The 24502-nt window shown below is 59.0% G+C and carries 21 protein-coding genes and 4 pseudogenes; 14 read left to right on the top strand and 11 right to left on the bottom strand.

What is annotated here, in order from left to right:
- Nucleotide 1 precedes the first annotated feature (1 nt).
- From IHQ72_RS33735 to IHQ72_RS33705, 7 genes and pseudogenes are all read left to right on the top strand, one after another.
- Complete coding sequence (locus tag IHQ72_RS33735) at nt 2–889, top strand: dihydrodipicolinate synthase family protein (protein ID WP_258120106.1); 888 nt, start codon at nt 2–4, stop codon at nt 887–889.
- Entirely contained in the window at nt 886–2226 is a 1341-nt protein-coding gene (locus IHQ72_RS33730; protein ID WP_258120105.1) for an NAD(P)/FAD-dependent oxidoreductase, read from the top strand. Before IHQ72_RS33735 ends, IHQ72_RS33730 begins: the two co-directional genes overlap by 4 nt.
- Nucleotides 2205–2765 (top strand): annotated as a pseudogene (locus IHQ72_RS33725) (electron transfer flavoprotein subunit alpha/FixB family protein); the annotation flags it as partial. The gene IHQ72_RS33730 and the pseudogene IHQ72_RS33725, both read left to right, overlap by 22 nt.
- 215 nt (nt 2766–2980) lie before the next feature.
- A pseudogene (locus tag IHQ72_RS33720) lies at nt 2981–3103 on the top strand (formyltetrahydrofolate deformylase); the annotation flags it as partial.
- Nucleotides 3104–3311: 208 nt separating this feature from the next.
- Entirely contained in the window at nt 3312–5090 is a 1779-nt protein-coding gene (locus IHQ72_RS33715) for a ThiF family adenylyltransferase (protein WP_258120104.1), read from the top strand.
- Complete coding sequence (locus IHQ72_RS33710) at nt 5078–5596, top strand: Mov34/MPN/PAD-1 family protein (protein WP_258120101.1); 519 nt, start codon at nt 5078–5080, stop codon at nt 5594–5596. Before IHQ72_RS33715 ends, IHQ72_RS33710 begins: the two co-directional genes overlap by 13 nt.
- A 506-nt stretch (nt 5597–6102) precedes the next feature.
- Nucleotides 6103–6825, top strand: a complete 723-nt coding sequence (locus tag IHQ72_RS33705; protein ID WP_258120099.1) for a LuxR family transcriptional regulator — start codon at nt 6103–6105, stop codon at nt 6823–6825.
- A gap of 401 nt (nt 6826–7226) precedes the next feature.
- Here the strand turns inward: IHQ72_RS33705 and IHQ72_RS33700 are convergent, their stop codons facing one another.
- Together IHQ72_RS33700 and IHQ72_RS37455 are read right to left on the bottom strand one after the other, a co-directional pair.
- Entirely contained in the window at nt 7227–7508 is a 282-nt protein-coding gene (locus tag IHQ72_RS33700; protein WP_258120098.1) for a DNA -binding domain-containing protein, read from the bottom strand.
- Complete coding sequence (locus IHQ72_RS37455) at nt 7505–7942, bottom strand: hypothetical protein (protein ID WP_441338642.1); 438 nt, start codon at nt 7940–7942, stop codon at nt 7505–7507. The genes IHQ72_RS33700 and IHQ72_RS37455 overlap by 4 nt, the downstream gene beginning before the upstream one ends.
- A gap of 256 nt (nt 7943–8198) precedes the next feature.
- Here IHQ72_RS37455 and IHQ72_RS33690 point away from each other — a divergent pair, with 256 nt between their 5' ends.
- Entirely contained in the window at nt 8199–8699 is a 501-nt protein-coding gene (locus IHQ72_RS33690; protein ID WP_258120096.1) for an ArdC-like ssDNA-binding domain-containing protein, read from the top strand.
- Between the two features lie 66 nt (nt 8700–8765).
- On the opposite strand, the gene IHQ72_RS33685 is transcribed toward IHQ72_RS33690, so the two are convergent.
- Complete coding sequence (locus tag IHQ72_RS33685) at nt 8766–9482, bottom strand: OmpW/AlkL family protein (protein ID WP_258120094.1); 717 nt, start codon at nt 9480–9482, stop codon at nt 8766–8768.
- Nucleotides 9483–9659: 177 nt separating this feature from the next.
- Nucleotides 9660–11750 (bottom strand): prolyl oligopeptidase family serine peptidase, encoded by a 2091-nt coding sequence (locus IHQ72_RS33680; RefSeq protein WP_258120093.1) that lies wholly within the window; start codon nt 11748–11750, stop codon nt 9660–9662.
- A 1355-nt stretch (nt 11751–13105) separates the two neighbouring features.
- On the opposite strand from IHQ72_RS33680, the pseudogene IHQ72_RS37300 reads away from it, so the two are divergent.
- The 4 genes and pseudogenes from IHQ72_RS37300 to IHQ72_RS33665 form a co-directional block, all read left to right on the top strand.
- Nucleotides 13106–13282, top strand: a pseudogene (locus IHQ72_RS37300) (transcriptional regulator domain-containing protein); the annotation flags it as partial.
- Between the two features lie 115 nt (nt 13283–13397).
- Nucleotides 13398–13913, top strand: a complete 516-nt coding sequence (locus IHQ72_RS33675; protein WP_258120092.1) for a DUF2285 domain-containing protein — start codon at nt 13398–13400, stop codon at nt 13911–13913.
- Between the two features lie 774 nt (nt 13914–14687).
- Nucleotides 14688–15386: a hypothetical protein gene (locus IHQ72_RS33670; protein WP_258124028.1), complete on the top strand. Its 699-nt coding sequence runs from the start codon at nt 14688–14690 to the stop codon at nt 15384–15386.
- 34 nt (nt 15387–15420) lie between these two features.
- On the top strand, nt 15421–16410 hold the full coding sequence (locus IHQ72_RS33665) for a S8/S53 family peptidase (RefSeq protein WP_258120091.1): 990 nt from the start codon (nt 15421–15423) through the stop codon (nt 16408–16410).
- A 246-nt stretch (nt 16411–16656) separates the two neighbouring features.
- On the opposite strand, the gene IHQ72_RS33660 is transcribed toward IHQ72_RS33665, so the two are convergent.
- From IHQ72_RS33660 to IHQ72_RS33650, 3 genes and pseudogenes are all read right to left on the bottom strand, one after another.
- The gene (locus IHQ72_RS33660; RefSeq protein WP_258120089.1) at nt 16657–16782 is read right to left on the bottom strand and encodes a hypothetical protein; all 126 of its coding nucleotides are present in this window, start codon (nt 16780–16782) and stop codon (nt 16657–16659) included.
- 194 nt (nt 16783–16976) lie between these two features.
- Nucleotides 16977–17958: pseudogene (locus IHQ72_RS33655) on the bottom strand (aldehyde dehydrogenase family protein); the annotation flags it as partial.
- A gap of 652 nt (nt 17959–18610) precedes the next feature.
- A complete protein-coding gene (locus tag IHQ72_RS33650) occupies nt 18611–19582 on the bottom strand; it encodes a Fic family protein (RefSeq protein ID WP_258120087.1) in 972 nt (323 codons plus the stop codon).
- 542 nt (nt 19583–20124) lie between these two features.
- Between IHQ72_RS33650 and IHQ72_RS33645 the strand changes: the two genes are divergently transcribed.
- Nucleotides 20125–21657, top strand: coding sequence for a Fic family protein (locus IHQ72_RS33645; RefSeq protein ID WP_258120086.1), 1533 nt, complete (start codon nt 20125–20127; stop codon nt 21655–21657).
- 20 nt (nt 21658–21677) lie between these two features.
- Here IHQ72_RS33645 and IHQ72_RS33640 read toward each other — a convergent pair whose 3' ends face one another.
- The 3 genes from IHQ72_RS33640 to IHQ72_RS33630 form a co-directional block, all read right to left on the bottom strand.
- A complete protein-coding gene (locus IHQ72_RS33640) occupies nt 21678–21917 on the bottom strand; it encodes a hypothetical protein (RefSeq protein WP_258120085.1) in 240 nt (79 codons plus the stop codon).
- Between the two features lie 443 nt (nt 21918–22360).
- Nucleotides 22361–22645 (bottom strand): competence protein CoiA family protein, encoded by a 285-nt coding sequence (locus tag IHQ72_RS33635; RefSeq protein ID WP_258120084.1) that lies wholly within the window; start codon nt 22643–22645, stop codon nt 22361–22363.
- Between the two features lie 318 nt (nt 22646–22963).
- A complete protein-coding gene (locus IHQ72_RS33630; protein WP_258120083.1) occupies nt 22964–23395 on the bottom strand; it encodes a hypothetical protein in 432 nt (143 codons plus the stop codon).
- Here IHQ72_RS33630 and IHQ72_RS33625 point away from each other — a divergent pair.
- Nucleotides 23385–23600, top strand: coding sequence for a hypothetical protein (locus tag IHQ72_RS33625; RefSeq protein ID WP_258120082.1), 216 nt, complete (start codon nt 23385–23387; stop codon nt 23598–23600). The genes IHQ72_RS33630 and IHQ72_RS33625 overlap by 11 nt on opposite strands.
- A gap of 26 nt (nt 23601–23626) precedes the next feature.
- Here the strand turns inward: IHQ72_RS33625 and IHQ72_RS33620 are convergent, their stop codons facing one another.
- Complete coding sequence (locus tag IHQ72_RS33620; protein WP_258124027.1) at nt 23627–24496, bottom strand: IS3 family transposase; 870 nt, start codon at nt 24494–24496, stop codon at nt 23627–23629.
- Between the last annotated feature and the right edge of the window lie 6 nt (nt 24497–24502).

The following is a 24502-nucleotide window of genomic DNA, read 5'->3' as shown; positions in this document are numbered from 1 at the left end:
AATGTCATCATTTGCTTTCTCCGGTCTCAATCTCGCGATCACGGCCCCGTTCGACTCGAACGGGCGTATCGATTTCAATCGCTTCCAGGAACTCATCGAGCGGTATCTGGCCGCGGGCGTCGACGGTATCGTGTTCAGCTCCGGCACGGGCATGCATGTTTATCTGTCGCCGGATGAATCGAGGTCCCTCATCGAACGCGGTGCGCGCATCGTCGCCGGACGGGCCAAGGTGATCGCCCAGGCCTCGGCATTGCTCACGGCCGACGTCGTCGAAAGGACGCAGTTCGCGAAGGATTCCGGTGCGGACGGTGTCATGATCCTTCCGCCCTTCTTCGAAGGTCCGTCGGACGACAACAGCGTCTTCGACTTCTACGCCGAAGTTGCCAAGGTCGGATTGCCCATCATTGGGTACAATGTGCCCCAGGCGGTCGGTGTGCGCATAACGCCGGACCTGCTCCGCAGACTCTGCGAATTGCCCGAATTCCGCGCAGTCAAGGACAGCAGTGGAGACTTGATCGGACAGGTCAGGCTGATCGGCACCGGCCTGAATGTCATCAACGGTGCCGATCCGCTCGTCCCGTTCTCCCTTTTCGCGGGTTGCTCCGGTCTGATCTGGGGCGGCGCGAACATTGCGCCACGCACCTGCGTGGCGATCGTCAAGGCCGCTCGGGAAAAGCGTTGGGACGATGTGCAGTCGCTCTGGCGGCAACTGGAGCCAATTATGTCCCTTCTTTGGGACGGCGACTATGTCCCAAGCGTGTATGCGGCCGCGGAACTCACTGGATATGGGTGCGGTGACGCGAGAAAGCCGTTCCGTCCCCTTTCGACGGACCGCATCGCGGCGCTTCGGACGGCGCTGGGCGCGCTAGTCGAACAAGAAGCGGTATGATGACCAGCAAGACTTTTCGTGCGCGTCGCCTGCCCGCCCATGGCGCGGAGTCCGGATGGGCGGCATTGCTCCCTCCGAGGACGCCAACGCCCGAACTGGATCGGACCATCACTGTCGATGTCGTCATTATCGGCGCGGGTTTCGCCGGGTTGGCGGCCGCTACGAGATTGGCCCATCTCCACCCAGGACTTTCCGTCGCCGTTATCGATGCCGACGTGGTCGGGAACGGGGCCAGTGGCCGTAACTCCGGATTTATCATTGATTTGCCCCACGACATTTCGTCGGGAAATTTCGGGGTGGACGCTGTTGCCAAAAGCCACAATGAGATAGTGGTAGCACGGACGGCCATTCAACATTACGCCCGACTGGCGGAGGAAAATGGCTGGGACAAGTACGTGTTCGATCGTAGTGGCAAATACAGCGTGGCCATGACCGATGCCGGCACGGAGCATCTCGCGACGTACTCGTCCAAGCTCAATTCATTGAGTGAACCGCACCAGCTTCTCGGTGCCGAGGAGATCGAGGAAGTCACGGGCACGCGATCCTTCAAGTCCGGGCTCTTCACTCCCGGCGCGGTCATGGTGCAGCCTACAGCGCTGGTGAGGGCCATTGCGGATTTGTTTCGGGAACCCGTCAGGCTGTTTGAGCGGACGCCCGCCCTGTCTATCGAAACATCGTCGAGCGGCTGCACGGTAAAGACACCCAAAGGCGAGTTGAGGGCCGGCCGGGTGATCCTGGCAACAAACGGCCACGCAGAGAGCTTCGGGTTCGGGACCGGTCAACTTCTTCACCTCTTCACCTACGCCTCGCTGACCGAACCGTTCGATCCCTCTACGCTTGCCGGATCGCGGAAATGGGGAGCGACACCGGCCGCGCCGATGGGCACGACCGTCCGACGTATCAACGAGGCCGACGGCGACCGAATCCTCATCCGCTCGCGCTACACCTATAACCCTAAGATCGAAGTTGGCGCGGGCTCGATCAAGTGTGCGAGCGACCTCCATGACAGCAAGTTCGCCGACCGCTTTCCCGATCATCGTCACTTGAAGATGCAGTATCGTTGGGCTGGCGCAATGGCGCTTACTTGGAATTCGGTGCCACTGTTTGGGCAAGTGGAAGACTGCATCTTCGCAGCATGCGCGTGCAACGGCATAGGGGGGACTAAAGCCACGGCCGCGGGCATCGCAACGGCCGAACTCGTAGCGGGGCATCGATCCCAGCTCGGGGAAATATTCCGCTCATTTGAGAAGCCTCAGGCATTGCCGCCGCAGCCGTTTACCGACGTGGGTGCACGGTTGAACCTCGCATACAGACAATGGCGCGCGGGTCGCGAATAGGAAGGCTGACTTCGCTTCGCGACCCAATGAGTGGACCGTATCTCAACGGGAAGAACAGCCGGCGTGCTGTAAGCGATCGGAACGGAGACAAGAACATGGCTATTCTGCTCATTGCCGAACACGACAACGCAACGCTTGCCGACCAGAACACCAAGGCGCTTTCGGCGGCACTGCAGATCGGTTCGGATGTCCATGCGCTGGTCGCCGGCAAGGGCGCCAAGGGAGCTGCCGATGCCGCCGCCAGGCTCAATGGCGTCAGCAAGGTGCTGCTCGCCGAAGCCGACGAACTCACCGCACGCCTTGCCGAACCACTGGCAGCGCTAGTCATCAGCATAGCGGGCGCCTATGACACCATCATTGCGCCGGCGACCGCGTCGGGCAAGAATGTCGCGCCGCGCCTGGCCGCACTGCTCGATGACGCGGAGGTCTCCGACGTCATCTCGCCCGACACCTTCAAGCGGCCGATCTATGCCAGGAAATGCCATCCAGACGGTGCAGTCTCGACCCACGCCAAGAAGGTGATCACCGTGCGCACCGCTTCGCATCCAAGCGCCTCCCAAGGCAATGCGGCTGCCGTCGAGAATATCTCGGCGGCAGCCAACCCGAGGCTTTCCATTTTCATCCAAAAGAAGCTCTCCGAAACTGAACCCTGCCAGCAGACGCTCCGAAGGTCGTGTCGGCATCAACAAGGGCGAGGAGGTCCAATCTTCGAGGTCGTTGGCTACGGCCTCGTCGGCGACCTTTTCGTTATCCTGCGGAAGATTTCCTCGCGACTGGCCGCGATATCGAAAGCCGGGTCCTTGCACGGGCCGTCAAGCTACATCTGGAGAGGCGGATCATGCTCAACGGGAACAAAACGATCGTATTCTCAGCTTAACTGAGAACGCCGCGATGTGACTATACCTTCCACCAAAGCCAAAATGGAGAATGAACATGGCACGGCCACCAACCCCCGGCAATCCAGGCCACACCCCGCCTGGACCGCCCGACTGGATCCCAGGCCCGCCGGATGGCGTTCCGGGTCGTCCCCCCGGCGTTCCTCCTGGCCCCAAGGACCCACCTCAGCCGCCGGATCGTCCAGTAGGATGACCTGGATAGGCTATGGCGGTCTGAAAGCAGGTATGCTCCCCCACTGGGAGCGTACCTGCGTAGGACGATTGGATTTCGAACTTCGTGACCTCGCATTCTTCGCCCGAGACTCGCTGCGAATCGACGAAGATCAACTGAAAAACGGGGTGCTCAGCGTCGAGTTCGAATGGCCGCTGGCATCCGGGGAAGGCTGCGAGCTTCGCGCAGTGTTCCCCGACAGCTATCCCTTCGTCCGGCCGCAAGTCGCCCTTCGAGGAAAACCGGAAACCTTTCCGCGCAGGCACTGCTCGCCGACTGACGGCAACCTTTGCTTGTTGGGCCGCGACACGGGACTGTGGTCCATCAAGTGGACTCTGGCTAAGCTCCTTGAGAAACAGCTCGCAAACGCCTTGGATGGAACGGGCGTGGAGGATCAGCAGGGCGAACCGATGGAAGTCTGGTGGAACGTCATTGCCCCAGAATTCCCTGGGTATTCCGAAGGAAGCTATATGCTGATCGACAGCGAGTGGGACCTACGTGGTGCCCTTGGCGGAACGATCAAAGCTTCGTGTTCGCTATTGAGAATTGGAGAGAACATCCAGTTTCGAGGCGTCGTCGACGAGGTTAGAGCGCACGATAAGACTGTGCTCGCGAGTCGAACGTTTCCGTTGCCTCCACACCTACGAACCAAGAAGACTATCCGCACCTTCCCTTGGACCCGTGTGGAACGTTTTGCGCCTCCACCGGCAGACGGCTGGCAAGGAAAGAAAGTGAAAGATCAGATTGCCTTCAAGATGCATGCCTTCACCGGCGACTCTCCAGCTTTTTCGATGTCTGTAACCGTTCAGTCGACGGAACTCAGCCATAAGAAGAGTGGAGATACATGGCTTTTCCCTCTGCTTTACGGGCCAGCGAAATCCTTCCGGACGGCGAAACCTGGTAAGAAGGCAACTGGACCCTCGGTCTTGATCATACCGACCTACCGCGCCGGGGCTACGGACATAGGCTACCGAGTTCAGTCGGTGGGCCTCCTGAAGGACAAGGTGATTGCCATCTTCGGATTGGGAGCTATTGGTGCTCCAGTTGCGATCGAACTTGCCCGCAACGGTTGTTCTCATCTCATCGTCATCGACCATGACATCATCGAGCCAGGAAACTCCATCCGATGGCCACTTGGTGCGACGGCCTGGGGAATGCGAAAGACCACTGCCGTCAAGCAGCATTTGGAGTCCGAATACCCGGGGGTCGAAGTTGAGGCGATCCATCACCACGTGGGGATAGCGACGGCAGCCGACGGGAACGGGGGAGACCATTCAGTTCTACCGCCGATCTTTGCGAAGGCCGACATCGTCATCGACGCAACGGCTTCCTCCGGGATCTCACGGTTGCTGGTCGACCACTGCAAGTCCGCAGGCAAACCGATGATTTCTCTTTTCGGAACGCTATCATTGAAGGGAGGTGTTGTTGCGGCCTATCACCCGAAATCCGGCTGCCCAACCTGCCGTGAATTCGCCTATGCGAAAGGTTTGATCGAGAAAGCTCCTGGATCAGGAGAAACGTCCGGCCTGAATCAGCCGCCTGGATGCGCGGAGCTGACCTTCGATGGGGCTTCGTTCGACCTCCATGAATTATCTTCAGAGGCTGTCCGGTTGACTGTTGACATTCTTTCCCAGCCAGAAGACTTCAAGGAGTCCTTGGTTCACACCCTCACATTACATGACGGGGTCAGGCGGGTGCCGCCGTCTTGGCGGGTCGATCGCTTGCCTCCGATGAAGGAATGCGGATGCAACCAGTAGTCTGGCTGCCTCAAGCGATCGTGCAGGACATGCAAACCGATGCCGACCTCTGGTATGATCGGGAAACGGGTGGGACCTTCATGGGATACTGGGCCGAAAACGACGCTGCCGTCGTAACAGCAATGATTCCGGCCGGGCCCCAAGCATCTCACGAACGAAGCAGCTTTGTCCCTGATCAAAGCTGGCAACAGGCGGAAATCGCAAGGCACTACGAGCGTTCCGGGAGGTTGGACACATATCTCGGGGACTGGCACACCCACCCGGATGCCGTTTCGAACCGCCTGAGCTGGACGGATCGAGCATGTCTGAAGACGATCATCAGGACACCGGCAGCGCATAATCAGAAGCCCCTCATGGTACTCATGTGCGGCAAGCCGAACGAATGGCTCTTGCATCTATGGCTCTGCCAATTGCGGACCAAGTTATTTCTCTTTGAAGTATTAGACGAGAAAAAAGCGACCATTTTAATCTACGCGGGTCGCGGTTCTGAGAGAGGCGAGGAATAGCGAAGATCAAATTCTGACTGTCTTAATCCGGACAGCAGAATGAGGGTAAAATGAATCTCACGCACAACGATCTGCGGCAGTGTCGTCGTGGCCAGATTATCGGGATCAGACTCACATCGGGCGCGATCGCCCGATTGCTCGAGAAATTTGAGCAGCTACCGGCACGGGCAACGACATCAATCCATTGCAAAACAATCTGCAGTCCATGTGCGGCAGGCCCCGGCAGCGCACCTCCTCGCCCGCAGGTGGATATTCATTTCGTCACGGAGAGGAAGTCATCCGCCGGCATTGCGCTGCTTGCAATGCCTCGATGCGTCTTTGTTCGAGCGGGCAAAAGGTTAGCGCGACCTGGTGCCGACTTCGCGGCGTTGGGTCTGCTTTTATGACGTGCTGCATTCGCGGCGAGTTAGGCCGCTAGTCTACCCGCTGTCTGCCCGGCGGTACGCGCCGTTGCAGCGATTCGCTGCCTGTGGATCGGGGGTGAGTTCAAGGTAGGGCCTAGACACGTGCGAGCTATCTTCGAGAGATTTTTGGAACGGCTTTCAGAGAGCATCGATGAGGCTGATCTCCGCAGCGCTATGGCCGATGTCGCCTCTGGATTCGATCTGCTCGCTTTTGCCTACCTCTCGTTGCCACCCCGTCCTAATGGCAAGCCCACGCTGATCTCAAATTATCCGGCGCCTTGGACAGCACACTATCTCGCGAACCGGTATCAGAGTGTCGACCCCGTCATTGTGCGTGCACGCGGTGGCGGATGCACATTTCAATGGGGATCCGACCTGAGCGGTGCGGAAGGGGCTTCAGGGGCTCAGGTGTTCGAAGAAGCGGCGCAGTTTGGCATCTGCTGCGGCGTGACATTTCCGATTATCGATGGCCGAGGCAATTTCGCGGCTATGACATTTGCCGGTGAAAAGCCTGTTCCTGCATTTTTCCGCGCGGCAGAGCGCTATGAAGAAGGTCTCTCGTATATCGCGACTTGTTTTCATGTGTTCGTTCGCCGCAAACTGACCGCCAATAGAATGATCGACGGTGTCTTGCTGACGCCGCGCGAATACGAGTGCCTCCAGTGGGCTGCACGAGGCAAGTCCGATTGGGAGATCGGCTGCATCCTGGGGATCACGCAGCGCACGGCCGCCTTTCATTTGGGCAACGCTCGCCGGAAGCTTGGGGTGACGACCACCAGGCAAGCAATTGCGCGCCTCGCGCGTTCGGATTTTTCGGTTCACTAACAAGTTGGCTTCGCCTGTGCAACTGCACGGGCTGCCCTGGCGCGGATGTTCGCATCCAATGGCCGGGAATTTCCCCGCGAGGAGGCATCGCACGAAATCATCCCTGTCGGCGTTCGAGTGCCTCAATGTCCTTTATGTTTAACGCGTGCTTGCCGCCCTTTTTCCGCCAGAAAAAACGCGGCCTCAGAGTGAACTGCGTTCGGGCTCTCGACGGATCGCTCGCTGGGGAGCGTCACATCGCGAGATCGCTGAGGTGCTGAAGGGGAAGGCCACGTCCACGCCGACTGGACGGATCCTCTCGATCACCTCCGCGACCGCATCCGCCACGCGTCTCTCGCGGCCGTGCGCTCATCGGGTTATCGTGAGTTCCTTGCCTGAAAAAGTGCCAGCCGCGCGGCGCGTCAGCCGGCGAACAGTTCCTTGTAGCCGGTTGTCACTATCCAATTCGCCCGGTCGATATGGCTGCGCACAGCCTGGCGAGCTCGCACCGGTTCAAGAGCCGGGTCAATGCCGAGAATGAGATCTGCCATCTCTTCTATGCTGGCATTGTCGGCGCAGGCGTCGAGAATCCTCAGATAGATCTTGAAATGCTGCCTGTCATAGCTCGTGAGGCTCTCCGACCAGGGGACTTCGTCGCGCAGTGTTGAGCTTTGAGCCCCGTCGGTTCCCGTTGATCGATTCATGTCTGCCCCGAACCTCGCATGTTGAGCGCTGGATCCAACGCAGCATATCCCAAAATGGGATAATCCGGAACCGGAATTAGTCGCTGAGCCGGTCTGTACCTGACCGGTTCGCCTGCATGCCCAAATCTCTTCGATCTCCCCGCCACCAGCGGTTTCTGGCCCAACTGATATCGCTGCGCAAGGCCAAAGGCCTGACCCAGGCGCAGGTAGCTGAGAAACTTGGCCGGCCGCAATCCTTCGTGGCCAAGTATGAGGGTGGAGAGCGGCGTCTCGATGTCATTGAGTTTCTCGACGTAACTGCGGTTCTTGACGCTGATCCGTGCGAGATTCTGTCCAGCTTGCGAACGTAGCGGGCGACCGCGCGCCTCGCGGAGCGCACCTGCCGCTCGCAGATCGAGCCCGCTTTTCTTCGGCATGTGCGGCGTCTCGCCCATTTGGCTTGGCCCCTGGCGCGGGTCGTCAGGCCCTCGCAATTCTTCTCTGTTGGGCCTTTCCCAGCAGTGCTAAGGTGGGCGGCGCCCGGTTGTAGGTCCGCCGCGGCGCCCCGCAACCCTTCGCTCTCGCTTCGGGTCCTTCTCTTCGTTTCGGTCCTTCGGATGCGGTCCGCCTGGACGGCGGCCCTTCCGGTCGCAACTCGCCGCCCACCCCCGCTTCCAGGGAAAGTCGCGATTGGCGAGCGCAGGACAAACGATGCATGCGAGACAGCGAACGGCTAGCGGAGAGATAGGCGAGGGCGACAGGCTCTATCAGGAGTTCCCGCACCGCATCATTGCCGAGCTGGAGTCCGGCACCGTTCCGTGGGTCAAGCCATGGAGCAGGGCAAAGGTAAGCCCTGGCCTGCCGAGGAATGCTTCAGGGGCGCCATCTACCGGTGCTCCAGTAAAAGAGCCAGCAGCTGTCGCAGCATGGCTCAACACGGCAACTTTGTTGGCGTCGAGGAGCTCCGTGCTGGCCTTGGCGGGGCGAATAAGCTTAGATGACGTCCAGGAGACCGATGCCGGCAAACAGTCTGGCCGCAGCATTCCATCAGCAATCCAAGCCATCCTGTTCCAAGGCACGTCGAAGCACTTCCATTTCAGGTCGAGGCCGAGGCCGCGTTTCACCAAGGGTGCGCTTCCTGGTGGCTTGAAGAGGGCGGCTGCTCTCTCGACGGCGGCTTCTTTAAGCGTACCCGTGCAGGGGCGACCGTAAGAAAAGGGCGCACGAGGCGCCCTTCATTTGACTCGGGCTTTGAGTAAGCCGCCTTCGCCTTCCGTGTCAGAAACGGTAGGTGACACCCGCGCCTATCAGCCAGGGATCGAGCTCCGCCCTGCCCGTCAGCTTGGCGCCGCGCACGGTGACGTCGAAGTCTGGCCTCAGGAAAAGCTTCTTCACGTCGAAGTTGACGCCCCAGTGCTCGTCCACCATGTAGTCGAACCCGACCTGCAGTGCGGTACCGAACGTGTTCTTAACCTTGAGATCATCGGCGCTGCCGGCATCCTGGTTAAAGAAGATCGTATAGTTCACGCCGGCGCCGACATAGGGCTTGAAGGCGCCGAAATCGGTAAAATGATACTGCAATGTCAGTGTCGGCGGCAGCAGCCAAACCTTGCCGATATTCCCTAGCCCGCCGATCGAGCCTTGGCCTGTGATGTTGGCATAAGTGGTACCGAGGATAAGCTCGGCAGCGACGTTGTCCGTGAAGAAATACGAGATATCGAGTTCGGGCGTCACGGTGTTCGAATAGGAAAGACCGGAGCCGATTGAACGGTTGACGTAGCCCGAATCCTGGGTGATGACCCCCAACCCACGGAGGCGGATCTGCCAAGGGCTTGGCCATTCCGAGGCCCAGTCCCCTACGTCCAAGGCCAAGACTCCTACTTCCGGGACGCTCGCGGCCTGCGCAAGGTCCGCCGCGGCGGCTTGCGGACCTATCACCATGAGGATGACGGCGGCTGCTATTCCCTGGACCACGCCCACTCGCGTTCTGGCCATGATATTCTCTCCTTTTTCTTCAGAAATGGCGCACTGCACTACTAAGAATCTCCTTTGATCAATTTGTGTTGAAGGAATCTCATGCTCACTTTGCACGAGACTGTGCCGTCGTTATCTGCGCGTTCGCGCACCACGGACCTGTGCTAGTTTTTTGAAACGTTGCCTTGTTTGGCGCACTTATCGAACGCCATCGTGTTGCCAACCGATGGCACTGCGAAGGAAATTGATGCCCAAGGCAATGAATGCGGCCCGCTCGCGATTGTCCTTGCCGTAGCTGTGCCCGCCCGCGCTGGGCTCGTAGAAGTAAGCGGGATAGCCAAGGGCCTGCAGCTTTGCGGCCATCTTGCGCGCGTGGCCCGGGTGAACGCGGTCGTCCCGCTTCGTGGTGGCGAGCAGGATCGGCGGATAGGGCTGTCCCGGCGTCGCGGCGTGATAGGCGGAGATTTCCCTCAGGAAAGTCCAATCCTCCGGCTTGTCGGGATCGCCATATTCGTCAATCCCGCTCACGCCGAAGAGCTTGGTGTAGCGGCGCATGTCGATAAGCGGAACTGTGCAGAACAGAGCGCCGAAATGCTCGGGATAGCGGGTAAGCATGTTGGCGATCAGCAGGCCGCCATTCGAGCCGCCCTCGGCGGCAATCCGCCTCGGCAGTGTGATGCCCCTTCGCACGAGGTCGGCTGCTACGGCGGCGAAATCGTCATGGGAAAGACGCTTGCCCTCCCTCCGTCCGGCATCGTGCCAGCGGCTGCCGAACTCGCCGCCCCCACGGATGTGCGCCACCACACAAGTGCCCCCGCGCTCGAGCCACAGCTTGCCGAGCGAGGAGCTGTAGGAGGGCAGGAGCGATACGCCGAACCCGCCGTAGCCGGAAAGGTGAACCGGGGCATCTCGATTGCCGTTCGCCGGACCGACCTGCGTATAGGGGATCATCTCACCATCGATCGAGACTGCCTCGTGGCGTGTGACCACTAGACCGGTTGCGTCGAAATTCTCCGGGTTGCGCTTCAGGATCACTGGAGCACCGAGAGGCGGCGCATCATTGAGATCGAGTAGGAGCAGTTGCGACGGTGTGATCGGGTCCTGAGCCGAAACGAGGACCTCTCCATTGGTCTCGTGATCTTCCTCGTCGAGTGACCAGAGGTGGACAGTCCCTTGCGCGGGCACCGTGTCCAGGGCTCGGCGCGTCCATTCATGCCGACCCGGGGTGAACACCTCGAAACGCGGGGCGAGGTTCGCGAGGTAGGCGACAATGAGCTTCCCGTCATTCCAGAAGAATGACTGCAGACAGCGCCTCTCGTCCGGTTCAAACAGGGTGCTAAAACGGCGTTCGCCAGCGATGAAAGAGGAAAGCGAGATGCCGATCAGCGCGTCGGCGGCATGGGTCGTCCCTCCCACTGTCCAGGGCTTGCGCGGCTTTACCGCCAGCCAATCGCCGAAGACATTCCACCTGGTGTCCCGAGGAAGGTTGATCTCAAGCTTCGGCCCACTGCGGTCGCCGATTCGTCCTATCGCCTTGAACAAGCCCGGACCCTCGATGAACCAAAGGCGCTCGTTTTCGGCGGTGCGGTCCAGATAACCAGACACGCCTAGGGACTCGGAACAACCGGTCTCGAAGATTGCCGGCGCGGTGAGGGGATCCGCACCACGCTTCCACAACCGCACGGTACGCGCGAAGCCGGAGCGGGTGGCCATGCCATTACCAAGCGCACTTGAAAGCAGAAGCGTGTCAGGGTCGAGCCAATTTATCCCGCCCTTAGCCTCCGGGAGATTGAAACCTTCGGCGACAATGCTCAAAGACCTCAGGTCGAATTCGCGATGCACGACCGCGTCGCTGCCGCCGCGCGACAGGCGCAAGACGGCTCTTTCGCGCGTCTCCGGCTCGATCGATGCGCTGCCCCACACCCAGTCTTCTCCGTCGCTAGCCGCGAGGGCGTCCAGATCGAGCAGTAGCTCCCATTGAGGATCCGCCCTCATGTAGGCGGCAAAGGTGGTCCGGCGCCACTGTCCGCGCGGGTTTCCGGCATCTCGCCAGAAATTATAGAGGTACTGACCGCAGCGCGTGACCAGGGGAATCCTGTCGAAACGGTCGAACATCACTGTAAGCGCCGCCCGGTCGCGCTCGAACTGCGTTCCCGCGAAGTGCTTCAGGGTCTTTGCCGACTGGCTGGCGGTCCACGCAAGTGCCCGTTCGCCTTCTACATCTTCAAGCCAAAGATGAGGGTCATCGTCGGGTGCATCCAGCGTTGGACGGAAATCGAATTCGCTCATGTCCGGACAACCAGAGGAATGAAAGCGCAATGGCTTCCATCTGCTCGGGAAAGCTCAGTGTTTGCGGTCACCGCATGTTCGAAAAGTGAAATCATTCAGGTAGGTTCTTCTCAGTCAGTGGGGCGTCGCAGTGCTTTTGCGCATAGGACTGCATCTGTCGTGCCAACTGGAAAATCGTTTCGGAACAACGCGATCGCTTGTGATAGCGTTGTGTCACATGTCCGACATCGTCGAGAATCCGACAACGACGCACCTCGTAATCACAGGATCGACCTCCCGGACGAGTCTGTGACACCGTGCAGAACTTGAGCAGTGAAGCTCACCGGTGAACCTGTTGCCCCCCAACATCATCGCGCTGGAACGCTTCACGCACACGGATTCAATGGCAGACACCATGAGGCGATCAACGCGATGAGCGATCAAGCTGGCCGCGCCTGTGTATTGGCCGCCAGCTGGAAAGAAGCGGACCCCGAGGAAAAGGAATGGGGCACCGCTTGGCCAGCCTGATATCGCCCAGGCCCTGCAAGCAATCTTCGCTGCTCGTCCCCTTGATCGTGTTCCTGAAGTCTGTCGATCACGCGAGCAAGCTGCATTCGGGCGAACACATGGCAGTGGTCGCTAGGGCATTCAGCTGCTGGCGAGCGGTCGGTTCAATATGCAAGGTACGAGGGTCTGGAGACAGGGGAAGCTCCGGCTCGGAGTACTATCTATGCGAGACCGCCAATGGTCGGCGATGTCTTGCTGACGCCGCGCTTTGGGATGCCCGCAAACAATGGGCAGTGCGTGGCAAGTCTGCCTGGAGAAATCGGCTGCCGCAGCGACAGGCGGAGCCCGACCGCGCTCCATCTCCATGCCGCTCGCAAACAGCCGCCGTGAGCACCAATCCAAGAAGCGATTGCGCGCCTCGCCGGTCGTTTGTGGTCCACTGATCAGTCGGCTTAACCTGTACAACTATACAGGCTGCCATCGCGTGAAGCTTGGCCTCCAATGGCGGAAATTTGCCCCAGGAGACCTATGATGACTGAGATTATAGCGCTCGCGCTACGACAGCCTGCCCACAACCAACGTGCAATCCACCGCCACGCTAATGCGCCTTCAAGGAACGTCTGGAACGCGACGCAAGAGCCGATCACCGCTATCAAACCGACTCCCTTGGCGTGCTCGGGTGGCGCTGGCTGTCGCTGTGTTGCTTCGACGGTCTGCTCGCTGTCTGCGGGCGTCTTCTGCCCTCAACAGTGCCAATGGCACACGCTTCGACGAAACGGCGCCACCCGTCTCTGGTGCCTTCGGCGCCGGTGCTTTGCCAATTGGCATGACGTTTCGGCGTCAGTGGGGGCGGGCAGGGGGGCACAGTCATGGCTACAGTTCTCGTGACTGGCCCGGATGAGGCTGATTGGCGGGATGAAAGATCATACGATTACACCACTGGTCTGACGCCGCGCGAATGGGCCTGGGAGTTCTTACGCCGCAATCCAGCATTCCAGCGTGATCTGGTCGCTGCGCGCCAGCAGGCCAATAGCTGGTCTCACCAACCCTTTCTCGACGTGGTCGCGTCGGCCGGCGAGCTGTCACGCTGGGGTGTTCTGTTTCGCCGAGACTTATGGGCGAAATTCGGTCGTATTCTGGTGTCCGCTCTGGTGCGTCCATGTGCTGCCAGTCATTGCAGAACAGCTGTCCGCATCATCGGTGACGTCGCCGTTCGAGCTCTCGGCATTGCCATGTCGTGCGACGGTCCTGCTGGCGCCCGACAAGCGCCAGCATGTTCTTCTTCGCAATGCGGAGCATACGCTCCAGCTCGCCGTCAATGGCGCGGATATCTTGCACCCTGTTTGCCTCCGTACGGAAGCGATCTGGCCCGCGATGCTTTCGAAGCACCGCCTGAGGGCGCTCGAGTGCCTCAATGCTCTAAGTCTGGGTCAGCACCTGCCTGCCCGCTTGTTTCCGCCGGAAAAGCGAGGTCCCCGTTTGACCTTCGTTCTTCGTGCGCTCGACGGCTCGCTTGCTGGGGCATCACATCGCGATCTCGCCGAAGCTCTGGTTGGTCAACGGCGCGTCCATGCCGACTGGAGGGATCCTCGCGATCATCTGCGCGACCGCATTCGCCGCGCCGTCTCTCGTGGCCGTGCGCTCATGAATGGAGGGTACATAGATTTCCTCACTTGAAAGTGACAGTCGGCCCTGTGCGTCAACCGGCGAACAGTTTGGAGCTAGAACCCGGTCACCTCCAGTTCGCCCGGTCGACATCGCAGCGAAAGGCCTTGCGGGTGCGCTCTGGTTCAGGCGTCGGTCGATGCCGAGAGGCACGTTCGGCATTATTGTCCGATAGCCGACAATGTCGAGTACGCAACGTAAAGGAAGCTGACTATCGGTGTTTTTAAATGCTTTTAGTCTTGGCACGGTACATGCACGCTTTCCGCAAAATGCGCGGACTGAGTGGTTCCCACTCTGCGAGAGTCTCTGACTTACGCCACCTCCCAAGGCGTACCCGGCCCGGCAGCGAGCTCAGTCTCCTGCCGGGCATACGTGTTCAGACTTACTCGTGTTCAGAACTTCAAATTAGAGGCGCAATGTCCGGCTGAAGAGGATTGCGTCGAATGGAATATAAAGGCCGTTCGAGGACTCTCCTAAGGCACTTGGCCGGAGCGCGAAGGGAGCGTTTCTATGCGCAAGCCGTAGGTGGTTCACGCTAAAGCGTGCTCGGCGAAATCCGACAATTTTGTCGGCTTTGGCGGTTTCACGACACAGCCTGTTTGGCCGGCGTCTTGGACGTTTTCGCTAAACCACTGAAACTAATATAAAATCTCTTCGTTGGTGCTGTCATCTTGATTGCCATGAATTTTGCTAAGTGCCGTGTAGACGGAGCTGGAGTTACTTGCCAGGAGAGCGAAGAGATAGCTCGGCAAAATTGAAGGACTGGAGATTACTGATTTGTTGCGGATGAACACGTTGTCCGCTGGCGGCCTTGCGTCTGCGGCGAGGGCCTCCGGAGGGTTTGAAGATGTGGCGAGGGGACTGCAGTACGCCTGTCGATCGCACATGATTTGCTGGCGGCTCCAACAATGGGCGTTGCAGATACGCATAAGGTTGGCTGCGGGTTTCGCGCTGTTCGTGTCGGCACTCTTCGTCAGCGCGATGACTGCGAACGGACAGGAGACCAGCCTTGTCGGCATTTATCAGGGTTCGGAGCTAACCGACGCCGCCAACCAACTGGGACAAGGCGGATACGAGCTGTCGGATGGCACCCAAGTGTCTTTCGACAAGTGGTACCATAGCAGCTGGATCGACATGCGATTTGAAATGTTGACCCTGCTGTCGGAGGATTTCGGTCTCCTGTGGGGCGCAAGCACCGGCCAGCGTGCCGAAAAGGTCCGAATCGACCCGGGTTTGAAACTCGGCTTTATTCTGCAAAAGCGACCGACACCATCCACGACGCTTTCTCTCACTGTCAGTTCGATTTTGGGCGGGGACCTGACGGAACGACCTTGCACGGCTGACTATGGCGCCGTCGGCGGCGTCCAGGCGGTGAATTGCCGTCTGGCCGCGTCGCAACTCCGGCCTGCGGACACTTTGAAATACATGGCAAACATCAATCCAAGCCGATTGAACCTCGATCTCCGGTTCAGGGGTAAATTCTAGCGATGGTGAAAGGCATAGGCGGTACATTTCGTTGATGAAGAACAATCCAGACAGGAAGTTTATTATGCACAAAACACAGTTTTCCCCGATAGGTTTCGTTGCCGGACTTGTAGTGTGCCTGATGGCGGCACCCGGTTTCGCTGGTGATCTCGGTGCCCAGGTTAGCGGTAAAGGAAGGATCGGAGCGCCAACCACGGAAAGCAGGAGCTCGGGCTGCCCACAAAACGCCGACGGGACCTTTTGCTGGATGAGCCCGGATATTGGTGTAGCATGGGCATCGGGCTATACCGGTTCTGGGGTGTCGGTGACTGTCGTAGACGACTTCGCAGGTGGAATCGAAGACTTTGGGGATCTCGGCCATGGCCCCAAATGGAGGCAACGTGGTAAGTGGATCGCTCAAGCAGCCCGCATGGTGGCGCCTGGCGCAAAGACAGTTGAGCTTGACTATTTCACACCCGTTCCGCTCACGCTGGAGGATAGGCTCAATGTCATTAATCTGAGCTATACCCTTGAGCAACCAGTGAGCGGGTACCCGCTTGAGCAGTCGATTGTCGATGCGGCTCGGGCGGGTGCTGCGGTCTTCACAAAGGCAGCCGGCAACGAGTCCGTAGCGGTAGGTACCCCGACCGAACGCTATATTGATTTCCTGGCTCTCGAGCTGACTGGGACGCAATCGACAATCTTTGTGGGTGCGCTCGAGCACAATGGCACTCCCGAGAACAAGGCAAAGCTCGCCTCCTATTCGAATTACGCCGGTTCAGATTCGGAGGTGCAGAACAACTTCCTGACGGTGGGGCTCGAAAGTGACAAGATTGGGCTATCCGGAACATCTGTCGCGGCACCTATAGTTGCAGGCTATGCCGCCATCGTTGGCAGCAAGTTTACGTCCGCAACACCGACACAGATTACTAATCAGCTGCTGGATACAGCCAGGACCGACACGCTCGTCAACTACAATCCGGAAATTTACGGCCGCGGCGAGGCCAGCCTTTCGAGAGCATTGGCGCCCGCTTCGATCAGGTAGACGAGCCCTTCGATCGAGCAGCTGAAATTTCTGTGAGGCGTTGAGAGCTACAAAATCGCCTCGCAGAATTCGCCTCAGCAACTGTGCGGTTCCTGCCGATCCAATCGCAGACGAGTGCCACAGCATTTTGTCAAAGTATCTTTTGCCGGCAAACAAGGGCCGAATAGCGCTTTCCCGCTTCGTGTTTGAAGCAGAGCCATGTCCTCCGCCTACTCACCGCCGCAATGACCGTCTCCACCTGCAGGGTCAGCCGATGCGTAGGCGGGAAGCTGCGGCGGTCCAGTTCGGGCCGCTGGCATCGATGTCGCTGTTGGGCCAGCCATTGACGATGCGCTCGAGGTCGACCAGCGTGCGGGGATCGACCTGGTTCATTTGCGATTTATGGCGACCGCCGAGCTATGCCGAGCGCCCTTCCGACCTGGCCGTGCGGATCGCTTCCCATTTCGACTGGCACCGGTCGTTGACACTCGGCGCAGTCCTCCCCTTAACGAAGTTGCCGCTTATCGGGCTGTTGCGCTGCGCTTCTACATGGAATTGAGCTGCACGCTTACTATGTCCATGTCCACGCCGGCAGCGAAGCCGTCGCCAACCGATAAATGCCGGACTTTCTCCACGAACTTCTCGACGAACTCATCGTGAACACGCGATTGGACGTAAAGGCGGTTCGCCGAAACGCAAGTCTGACCGGCATTACGGAACTTGGCCCTGAATCGCACCGTCGACCGCGGCGTCGACATCGGCGTCATCGAAGACGATGAAAGGGGCATTGCCGCCCAGCTCGAGGCTGACCTTCTTGATCTGGTCCGAGCACTGGCGCATGAGCAGCCGCCCAACTTCGGTCGAGCCTGTAAAGCTGATCTTTCGGACCTTGGGATTGGAACAGAGTTCGCGTCCAACGCTATCACCGTCGGACGCATAGATCAGGTTGACGACGCCGTCGGGAAAGCCGGCTTGGTGCGCGAGGGCAAATATTGCACCTGCCACAAGCGGCGTCTGTTCGGCAGGTTTGAGCACGATCGAGCAGCCCGCCGCCAGGGCCGGCGAGATTTTGCGCGCCACCATGGACGCTGGGAAATTCCATGGCGTAATGGTGCCGACGACACCGATCGGCTGCTTGATCACCATCATGCGGCGGTCTGTCGACGGTGCGGGGATCGTCTCACCATAGATGCGATTGGCTTCTTCGGCGTACCATTGCAGATACGCGGCCGCATGCGAAACCTCCGACTTGGCTTCCGCAAACGGCTTGCCCATCTCTGCGGTGAGGATGGCGGCAAGATCACCGGCGTGCTCAACAATCAGCTGATGCCATCGCCACAGAACGTCACTGCGTTCTCGGGCGGTCAGCGCCGCCCATCCAGGCTGCGCGACATGGGCCCTGTCGATCGCAGCGCGTGTCTCCTCCACGCCCATGTCAGGAAGTTCTGCCAGCACTTCGCCGCTCGACGGGTTGAGGACCATAAATCTCCGCTCGCTAACCTGCGTGCCGAGTGCCGGCAGGCGATCGATGGCGCCAAACAGGTCGGGGGATTTCAGGTGACGCATCATCGGCAGGCACAGGGGCAATACCGGATTTCTCTCTGGATGGTATGTCGACAGGGCGTCGGTTGTATCCTGCAGCTAGCTTTCTTGAACTCGCCTGGTCGATGGCTTGCGGGTTCTCACCAGGTGCAAACTGAACAATAGACATCGGCTTCCCACCGCGGGTGTTGGGCATCCGTGAGATAGCAGCCAGTGCAGCAGTTTCCTTTTTGAGCATCATCGGTTTGAGAGTGGCTCTCAAAAAATCCTCGATCTTGCCGCCCCCCATCGCGAGCGCCACAGCGAGGCGTGGAAAATCAAGGGACCCAATCGAAAATCAGCACGATGACGCCTTCTTTAGTACCATCGGCACGCAGATCATCTGCAATCTGGCTCGGGACCGTGCAGGGCGCGCCCAGAACCCAAACGAGATCGGCGTGGTCGTTGTGGCGGACGAAGTCGGGTATTTTCGAAAGAACGCCCTTTGCGGCAGGTCGTCCGTGTAGAGCTCCCCCTCGAATGCGAACGCGCCTTCAAAGGAGGACTTGCCATTGACCCCGCGCTGATAGCCGCTGCTGGCAAGCCGGAACGGAATACCGGTAAATGCATTGAGGGCGGCGGCAATCAGCCCCTCGAACGGTACGTTTCCTGGGTTGAATCAAATAAATTAGTCTTGTTGTTAACGTCTGCCGTACCACGTTCCCTTGCCGGTTCCATGCTGGGCTAGATGGTCTGCTTCGACCAGGGTTGCCAGATGTTTTTTGACCGTGTTGCGGTTTGCACCGGTCAGGTTGACGATCTCGCCAATGGTCATGCGCCCGCGCTCCTTGATGGCTTCAACGATTTGAAGTGAGAGTTCCGGAAGCGTGCCGAGCACGAGACGCTCGCGCTCGATTTTCTTCTCAAGCCGTCGCTTTTGCCGCTGAAGAGCGCGCAGGAAATAGACGGCCCAAGGCTGCCAATTAGGCTTCGGACTGCGGATCGTTTTTTGGGTTTGACGAAGCGCCAGATAGTAGCCCTCCTTGCTGTTCTCGATCACGCTTTCGAGCGAAGAGTAAGGCACGTAAGCATAGCCACTGCGCATCAGCAGAAGCGTCGTCAGAACGCGCGATAGCCTTCCATTGCCGTCCTGGAACGGATGGATCTCCAAAAACACCACCGTGAAAATTGCCACGACGAGCAGAGGATGCAGGCTTTGCTCATTAAGCGTGCTGCGCGTCCACTCGACAAGCTCTTTCATCCGTTTTGGCGTATCGAAGGGCGTCGCCGTTTCGAAGATGACGCCGATCTCTTTTCCGTGGGGATCGAACGCACTGACATTGTTGGCGAGTGTCTTGTACGCGCCGCGATGACGCTCAACTTTGTTGCTGAACGCTAGCAGGTCACGGTGCAGCTGCGTGACGTGGTTTTCGGTCAGATCAATTGCATCGAAATGCGCAAAGATCACTTTCATTACCTGCGCATATCCGGCGACTTCCTGCTCGTCGCGGGATTCGAAGGATTTGATGTCGAGGTTGACGAGCAGCCGCTCGACTTCAGCGTCGGTAAGCTTACTGCCTTCGATACGGGTAGAGGAGCCGATGCTCTCGATGGTCGCAACGCGGCGCAGAGCCGATAGGCGCTCTGGCGCGGTGCGCCCAGCGCGCGCCAAGCCCCTTTGAACTCATCGATTTCCGCTACGAGCGAGAGGATTTCGGGGGTGATCTGTGAATCGATCTTCGGGCCTCATACCCAATAAATGACCCATAAATACCCGAAGCGAACTGCTATAGTCTGATGCGAGCGTGCGTGAGAGGGCTTACGAGATCGCTGGTATCGGCATCGTCTGCCTTGAGGCCAGCCGTGCTCGTCAAAGCCTTGAAGTCGGCGCGGCGCCAACGATCGTCCTTGCCATTCGGCTTGAGGGCCATCCGGTCTCTTCGAGGCGTGGAAACACGCGACTCGTGACCCGTCGTAGAGTGGGGCCAAGCCCCTGCGTAGCCTTCGGCGAACATATAAGGATCCGTCGCGCAGAAGGATTATGGGAATGTCGTCGACATTTTGATTCCATTGTGAAAATTTGCGAGTGTCACATAAAAAACTTGTCTTTTACCGACAGAAAAAACTCGCAATCCAACAGCGTGATTGACTTGTATCTGGCAGCATTATATACTTGTAGTCGCTCGACGCTAAAAACTTGCAAAGGCCCGGCCGATGGCCAAGCCCCATGAAAAACTCGCACAATCACTGGCCGTCCTCAAAGAGCTGCAGGAGGGGGGACGGCGCATATTCAAGTCAAATGAGCTGGCCCGCGTCCACCGGGAGCGGCTGCTGCAGAACGGCTTCCTGCGCGATGTCATCAAGGGCTGGCTTATGTCGACCGGTCCGCAGGCACAGCAGCAGGACACCACCCCCTGGTACGCGAGCTTCTGGGAGTTCTGCTCCCTTTACTGCAATGATCGGTTTGGCAAGGACTGGTACCTGTCACCGGAGCAGTCGCTGCTTCTGCACGCGGAAGCGCCCGGCATTCCGCCTCAGGTGGTGGTAAACACCCCCAAAGGCAACAATAACAAAATCGACCTGCTGTTCGGCACGTCGCTCTATGACCTCAAGGTCAAGGAGATGCCCGCAGAACTGACAGAGAAAAACCGGCAGCGCGTCTTCACTGTCGAGGCCGCCTTAATCCGGGTGCCGGAAGCGTTCTTCCAGCGCGCGCCTATCGAGATGCAGGTCGCCATAGCATCCGTGCGCGACGTATCAACCGTGCTGGGCCTGCTGCTTGATGGCGGCCATTCCGCCGTGGCGGGACGGCTTGCGGGGGCCTTCCGTCGCGTCGGGCGGCATGCTTTTGCCGATGACATACTGGCCGCCTTCCAAGCAGCCGGATACGACGTTCGCGAGACAGATCCCTTCGCCGGGCAGACGGGCGTGACCACCATTGCAGCAGGCGTACCCCCTCTGGTCGCCCGCCTGCGCGCGATTTGGGATTCGCAGCGCGAAGCCGTGATTGACATGTTTCCGAAGGCGCCGGGACTGCCGGTGGACAAAGACGCCTACATGAAGTTCGTCGAGGATATCTACGAGAGCGACGCCTACCATTCGCTCTCGATAGAAGGGTACAGCGTCACCCCGGAACTCATCGACCGGGTGCGTGAGGGGAGCTGGAATCCGGAGATTGATGAAGAGGACCGCAAAAACCGAGATGCACTCGCCGCGCGTGGCTACTACCTCGCATTCCAGAAGGTCAAAGACTCAGTTGCTGCGATCATCGACGGCAAGCCGGCCGGCGCGTTGACTCGGGAAACCCACAGGGAGTGGTACCGGGAGCTATTCGCGCCGTCAGTGACCGCCGGCATCCTCAAAGCCAGCGCGCTTGCGGGATATCGCAGCCACCCTGTGTACCTGCGCGCATCCCAACACGTGCCGCCGCGTACCGAAGCAGTGGCCGACGGCATGAATGAGCTGTTCGACCTGCTGGAGGCGGAGCAGGAGGCGTCGGTGCGTGCCGTGCTGGGGCACTGGCTTGTGGGCTATGTGCACCCCTATCCGGACGGCAACGGGCGAATGGCGCGGTTCATCATGAACGCGATGCTGGCTTCAGGCGGCTACCCTTGGACCGTCGTCAGAGTCGATGACCGAAATGCGTATCTCGCTGGACTAGAGGAGGCGAGCGGTAATATGAATGTTAAAACGTTTGCCGCGTTTCTCGCCGAGCGCGTGCGATGGTCTATGGCGATGGCGCCGTGACGAGGGTCGTGTGCCATGTTCTAAATCGGCTGCGGTTCGGTGTGCTGCGGCGAGAGTTTCAGCGGTGGAGCTGCTTTGACGACCGCCCACTCCGGCAACGCATCAAGGTATTTGAGTTCATTGCGAACTACGGGATCCAGCGCTTCGGGGAGCAAATGCTTGAGAAGACGCCACTCCGCCGATGATTGCTCGTCCACCTGTTGCTCGGCGCTATGGCGGCGCAGATGGTCACCGACCTTGGTGGCAAGCAGGTCCGCCATCGCCGTGTTGGCATGAGTCGGGTCAGCAGACTGGTGTAAGGGGCAAGTGTTCCGGAATGCAGATAGGTATTGAGCATCGCGCAGATGTTGGGGTGCCCGCTTGCGTAGTTGCGCTCCTTGCCATTGGCCGTCGCGACGATCGAAAAGGCAGCGGCGACAAGCAGGCTTTGCGGGCGCTCGAGGTCACATAGCGGACCAAAGTGATTCCAGTCGGCCAACGCCTTGACCGGCGTTCAATCTCGGCCAGGAGCGGTGCTGCGATCAGGTCTTCGTGAAAGGGAAGCTTCGACCTCGGGATTGTCAATGCATCGAACCGGACAAGCTTTGGTGCATCGAAGCCCTCTCCGTTCCGCAGATAGCAGCTTAATAAGGCGTCTTTTGCTCCTTCGATGCCGCGACTGCGGCGGGATCGAGGACAAAGGCATTGCCGCGATGCCTGCGGATCACGTCGCGAAAACTCTGTTGAGGTCGGCAGAGGTGTTCATTCCGAACAGGATCCAAAGCAGCGGAATTCTCTCGTACTTATAGTGCTTGCAGCGCGCCGAAATCTCCGTTTGGAAGGTGCCTGACAGTTGGAACTCGATTGCGAAGGCGCCGTAGCCTTCCCATTCGACGTAAATATCGGGGTAGCGCCCGTGCGCATTCTCGGTTGGCGGAAGATATTCGGCGATCGCGTGCCTGATATGGCGCTCGTCAAGAACGACGAGCTCCGCGATCTGCTGACACATCAGACGGTGAAAGTTACTTTGCCGTGACGGCGGTCTGTAATGCGGTCCCGTAGGAGACCCCATCGGTGTTCGGGCATTGCCAGCAGGTTCCGGGCCGTGATCGGCCCGATGCCTTCAATCAGTGCGGCTTCTACGATTCGTTGAGGGTTCCGCGCCATCCGATTGGTCGCCCTAAGACGATCTCCTGCCAGGCCAGTCCATAGGCTGAGCGAAGAAGGGCGACGGCTTCGTCGCGCTTGAATGGAACGTCGAAGATCTTGGGATCCAAGGTCTCGTCGGCCTGAGCCGCGTCGAGAAATTTTCGGAGATCCTCGCGGATCAAGTCGATAAGCTTGATGGAGCATCTTTGGGCAGTAGCTGGGCCAAGCGGAATACATCGTTGCGGTGTTTCTTGATGTTCTTGCCATCAATTTTTTCGCCAGACTCCGCGCGTGCGGTCAAATCGAGGAACGCGCGGGCCTTGAAGGGGATTAGCAACGCCTGCTGTTCGATGCGGCGGGTCTCCCATTCAGAGCGACCAAAGACATCGACATGGTGCTTTGCGTCGAGGTCGTCGACCCCGCATTTGGCGCGGCTTTCAAGGCGTTTCTCGATGCAGGCGGATATCAGACGCGCCAACGCAGCGATGGCAAAAAGGAATTCTATCGCTTCCACAAGCCGAAGGATCAAAGCTTCCCATTCATGATCGAGCTCTTTTCGCGCAAGCCGGGAACCCTCGACCTCCCCGAAGACTACGGCTTTGACGCCCATCCCCGTCGAAGAGGATATCGTCAGTCTCTCGGCGATTCTCCTCGACGACGGCCACTACGACGCGCTGCAGACAGCCAAACGCAAGGTCGACGGCGTCACGGTCATCGACGAAACGGTCACATGCAGCTCCGCCGATTATCGCGTAATGATCTTCATGTTCAGCGCAAGTGCGTGTTTCGGTAATTGCCGGACACCTTTTCGCTAAATCCCGGACAGTGATGGAGTGCACCCCTATTGTGAGACAGAGAAATTGCGAGACAATTCCCTGCTCGTGAGTTCAAGTGCGGCATTTTCCGACGGTGTCGACAAGGTCTTTTCGTATTCCTCCGGGGTGAGATAGTCGAGTGCTGAATGCAGCCTTTGCCGATTGTAAACATCTTCAATGAAGCTCGCGATACGCCGCCGCGCATCTGGTGCATCGCGATAGGCCAATCCTGCGATTTCTTCCTGCTTCAAGGTTTTCATGAAGCTTTCCGCGCGTGCGTTATCATAAGGGTTCCCCACCCGGCTCATGCTCGGCTGGATCCCATGCCCATGGAGGATATCAGAATAGGTGGTGCAAGCGTATTGAACGCCCCTGTCCGAATGATGGATCAAACTGCCGGGAACCGGAACACGTGCGGAGATCGCCATTTTCAGGGCATCGACAGCAAGGCTGGCCCGCAAGTGGAGTTCGAGCGCCCATCCGATGACCTTGCGACTGAATGCATCGAGCACAACCGCCAGATAGGCGAACTGCTCGGCAAGGTGCAAATACGTGATGTCGGCGACCCAAAGCTGGTTGACGCCTGTCAGTTCCATGCCTCGGGCAAGGTTCGGCACCATCCGCCAGCTGTGCCGGGAATCTGTAGTGCGCGGCACGAATGGCCGAGTGCGCAAGCATAAGAGATTATCCTCCCCCATTACCCGCAACACACGTTGTGGTTTACCTGCCAACCCTCGCGGCCAAGGAGGGCGCCGATCCGGCGATAGCCATAGTGCCGGTTGGCCAAGGCCAGCCTTTGAAATGACATCTCGCAGACCAGTTTCTTCCTGCCGCGGCGCCGACTGCCGCCAGTGCCGGTAGTATCCAGCCCTGCTGACGCCGGCGAGACGGCACATCTGTTC

Origin of the sequence: Mesorhizobium onobrychidis (assembly GCF_024707545.1) — a bacterium.
In the GTDB taxonomy this organism is placed as follows: domain Bacteria; phylum Pseudomonadota; class Alphaproteobacteria; order Rhizobiales; family Rhizobiaceae; genus Mesorhizobium; species Mesorhizobium onobrychidis.
The sequence above is the reverse complement of the archived record's forward strand: the minus strand, read 5'-3'. Positions and strand labels throughout refer to the sequence as shown.